The sequence below is a fragment of the Mesobacillus boroniphilus genome, assembly GCF_018424685.1.
Lineage (GTDB): Bacteria > Bacillota > Bacilli > Bacillales > Cytobacillaceae > Mesobacillus > Mesobacillus boroniphilus_A.
In genome coordinates, this window is record NZ_QTKX01000018.1 from 1 (window position 1) to 454 (window position 454).

Consider the following 454-nt stretch of genomic DNA (forward strand, 5'->3'; position numbering starts at 1 on the left):
CTATACTACATTGTCCAAACTCTTCATCAATACAATGTTCTATATTGTCAAAGTAACCTGTGGTAGACGCCTGTCCGTCTAATAGACGTCTAGCTCTAATGACTTCCACTTGTTTAACACACTGCGCTGTAATATATTGCAGTGATTTTATTAATTGTGCTTTTTCTTCAACGTCACGCCAAGCATTAAATTGTTGTTCATAAATAGGATTTAAAATAAATTCACTATAGTCATCCATCAATGTTTCTAATGCTTCGATATATTGATTGTCTTGTAATAGACGCTCGTAATGCGCCTCAAACTTTTCTAAATATTGTTGTAATATCAATTTGATTTCATTATTAAAGTTATTCATTGTAGGCTCCTTATTCTATATATGCTTTTCCTGTAGCTACAGTTGTAACCTGTCCTTTAATTGAAGTTTGATATCCCAATTGATGACATCGCTTTGATG

At 32.8% G+C, this 454-nt stretch carries 2 pseudogenes; both read right to left on the bottom strand.

The window, feature by feature from the left end:
- A pseudogene (gene cntL / locus DYI25_RS22270) lies at window positions 1-355 on the bottom strand (D-histidine (S)-2-aminobutanoyltransferase CntL); the annotation flags it as partial.
- A 10-nt stretch (window positions 356-365) separates the two neighbouring features.
- Window positions 366-454 (bottom strand): annotated as a pseudogene (locus DYI25_RS22275) (histidine racemase CntK); the annotation flags it as partial.